The sequence below is a fragment of the Vibrio sp. 03_296 genome, from assembly GCF_002265885.1.
Window position 1 is genome coordinate 1 of record NZ_NPKW01000009.1, and the last position, 2396, is coordinate 2396.

Consider the following 2396-nt stretch of genomic DNA (forward strand, 5'->3'; position numbering starts at 1 on the left):
ATTGTGACATTAAAATAGATATCGAGAGGGCGGATATAGATATCAAGTTGTGTCTTACCTGTATCAACGCCGACATTAATGTTTTGAAGTGTATTTGTATTCATAATAAGCTAACTCTTGCTTGCGAAATGCGGGCTCGAGACCCAGAAGACTATTCGAGTGTGATGCTTGGAGTTCTATCTGATGTTCGTTCTTGTTATCGGTCTCTCAATAGAGGAGCCAGCGTTCAATCGAACTATCAGATAGAGAACTTTAGTTGCAGCTAAAGTCTGGGTCTCACCTTACCCTGATTCGTTAGTTATTATCCATACAAGGCGTTTAAGTGGGATTCATGCCGCGTGGCATTTTGGGTATGCGGTGAATTTCGGTGGTGAAAGTGGTCTGCGGAAAGTTGGTTTAGGCGGCACTCACCCCTTAACGCAGCGTTATGTTTAGTCACGTAAAATCAGTTGGTTGCATCTTTTCTTTGCTTTCTCGGCTTTCTAATTTTGGTCTTGTCGGCAAGTTACTTTTAGTTGTCGCTGTTTTCTGGACTCCAATTCGTGGGCGCGAAAAATTCTGAGAGTTGCCTCATTAAAGCTCAGTGCGTTTGTGAGTCGAATAAAGCGTCTTAGCTTCAAAGTTTGAGCTCCAGCTTTCGGTTTCTCACGCTAAAACTCAAAATCATTAGAATCAAATTTATGAGTTAATTCAGCTTTTTAGCGTCTGGTTTTGGTTTTTAAAGGTAACTCGAGTTAAGCTCTTGGTATCGCAAAACTTAACCCTTTGTGTCTTAAACATAACAAGGCGTTTAAGCGGGATTCATGCCGCGTGGCATTTTTGGTATGCGGTTGGTTTTGGTGGTGAAAGTGGTCTGCGGAAGGTTGGTTTATGCGGCATTCACCCCTTAACGCAGCGTTATGCTTAATCACGTAAAATCAGTGGTTTATGGTTTTTTCTGTTCCCTCAGCTTTTCAGTTTTGTGTTTGTCGGCAAGTCGGCTTTTTTGAGCGCTGTTTTTCGGACACTTATTCTTTGGCGCTAGAAATTCAGAGAATTGCCTCATTCAATTCTTGGGCAAGCGCGAGGTTAGGGCGGTTGGCTCAATCAGAGATTTGATCTTAGGTTTTTTCGTTTTAGCTGCCAAATTTCAAAGTCTGATTTTCAAAATCATGAGTCATTTCAGTTTTTTGGYTTTTGGCTTTTGTTTGTGAATCRAAGTCGAGTTAATCTTGTTTTTAGTAAAACGTAAGCCATTGAAGCTTAAGCATAACAAGGCGTTTAAGCGGGATTCATGCCGCGTGGCATTTTTGGTTTGCAGTGAGTTTTGGTGGTGAAAGTGGTCTGCAGAAGCTTGGTTTATGCGGCATTCACCCCTTAACGCAGCGTTAGTACTGGATTAGCATCAACGGTCAAAATTGTCGGTGTTTATTGGTTTCGATGCTCAGTTTTTCACTTGTATGGGCGTACCTTTCACGTTCTTTCCGGTGGCACTAGATGTGTGTTTTTCGCTTTAATTTTAACGTTTACGGCTTCTAACTTTTTAGCAATTTCGCTGGCGCGGTTTCTTTTCTCTGGTTGGTTTTTTTAACTTCAACTCGGTTCTTTGGTGTGGTTGTTCAAGTTCGGTGACCGAATCCTTTTCTAATTTTAAATCATTGAAAATGGGGCAGTTTTGCACGTTTTTCTTCTAGCCAACTTGCGTTTTGTGGTTGAGTTCTAGTTTAGTCGTTGTCCATTTGGCTTTGGTGTTTTATGCCATTGTTTTCGTGCTATATTTCAACATCTTGGTGTGTTTCAAGAGCTTCAAGGGCAGAGTACTAACAAACAATTCAAGCGTGATTCAGCACGCGTGGCATTTTTGGTATGCGGTGGTTTTTGTGTTGAAGTACCATGCGGAAGCTTGGGCATTGCGTGCTTCACACCTTAATTGGGCGTTATGTTTAGTCACGTAAAATCAGTTGGTTGCATCTTTTCTTTGCTTTCTCAGCTTTCTAATTTTGGTCTTGTCGGCAAGTTGAGTTTAGCGGTCGCTGTTTTCTGGACTCCAATTCGTGGGCGCTAAAAATTCAGAGAGTTGCCTCATTGAATTCCAGAGTGTAGGCGAGGTGAGTGAAGTGATTTTGATTTCAAAGTTAGAGCCCCATCTTTTCGATTTCTCACGTTAAAACTCAAAGTCGGCCAATCAAAATTATGAGTTAATTCAGCTTTTTAGCTTCTAACTTTGGTTTTCAAAGATAAGTCGAGTTAAGCTCTTGGTATCGCAAAACTTAACCCTTTGAGTCTTAAACATAACAAGGCGTTTAAGCGGGATTCATGCCGCGTGGCATTTTTGGTTTGCAGTGAGTTTTGGTGGTGAAAGTGGTCTGCGGCAGCTTGGTTTATGCGGCATTCACCCCTTAACGCAGCGTTAGCTT

General features: G+C 41.7%; 5 protein-coding genes and 1 pseudogene. 5 read left to right on the forward strand and 1 reads right to left on the reverse strand.

Annotated elements, in window-relative coordinates; all coding sequences use genetic code 11:
• A pseudogene (locus CIK04_RS00630) lies at positions 1 to 104 on the reverse strand (IS110 family transposase); the annotation flags it as partial.
• Positions 105 to 303: 199 nt separating this feature from the next.
• On the opposite strand from CIK04_RS00630, the gene CIK04_RS00635 reads away from it, so the two are divergent.
• The 5 genes from CIK04_RS00635 (at position 304) to CIK04_RS35395 (ending at position 2393) form a co-directional block, all read left to right on the forward strand.
• Complete coding sequence (locus CIK04_RS00635; RefSeq protein ID WP_176463260.1) at positions 304 to 435, forward strand: DUF3265 domain-containing protein; 132 nt, start codon at positions 304 to 306, stop codon at positions 433 to 435.
• Between the two features lie 343 nt (positions 436 to 778).
• Positions 779 to 907, forward strand: coding sequence for a DUF3265 domain-containing protein (locus CIK04_RS35390; RefSeq protein ID WP_081036305.1), 129 nt, complete (start codon positions 779 to 781; stop codon positions 905 to 907).
• Between the two features lie 341 nt (positions 908 to 1248).
• Positions 1249 to 1371: a DUF3265 domain-containing protein gene (locus tag CIK04_RS00645; RefSeq protein ID WP_080584369.1), complete on the forward strand. Its 123-nt coding sequence runs from the start codon at positions 1249 to 1251 to the stop codon at positions 1369 to 1371.
• 400 nt (positions 1372 to 1771) lie between these two features.
• Positions 1772 to 1909 carry a DUF3265 domain-containing protein gene (locus CIK04_RS00650; RefSeq protein ID WP_128824565.1) on the forward strand — a complete coding sequence of 46 codons (138 nt, stop codon included), beginning with the start codon at positions 1772 to 1774 and terminating at the stop codon, positions 1907 to 1909.
• A gap of 361 nt (positions 1910 to 2270) precedes the next feature.
• Positions 2271 to 2393 (forward strand): DUF3265 domain-containing protein, encoded by a 123-nt coding sequence (locus tag CIK04_RS35395; RefSeq protein WP_103195070.1) that lies wholly within the window; start codon positions 2271 to 2273, stop codon positions 2391 to 2393.
• Positions 2394 to 2396 lie beyond the last annotated feature (3 nt).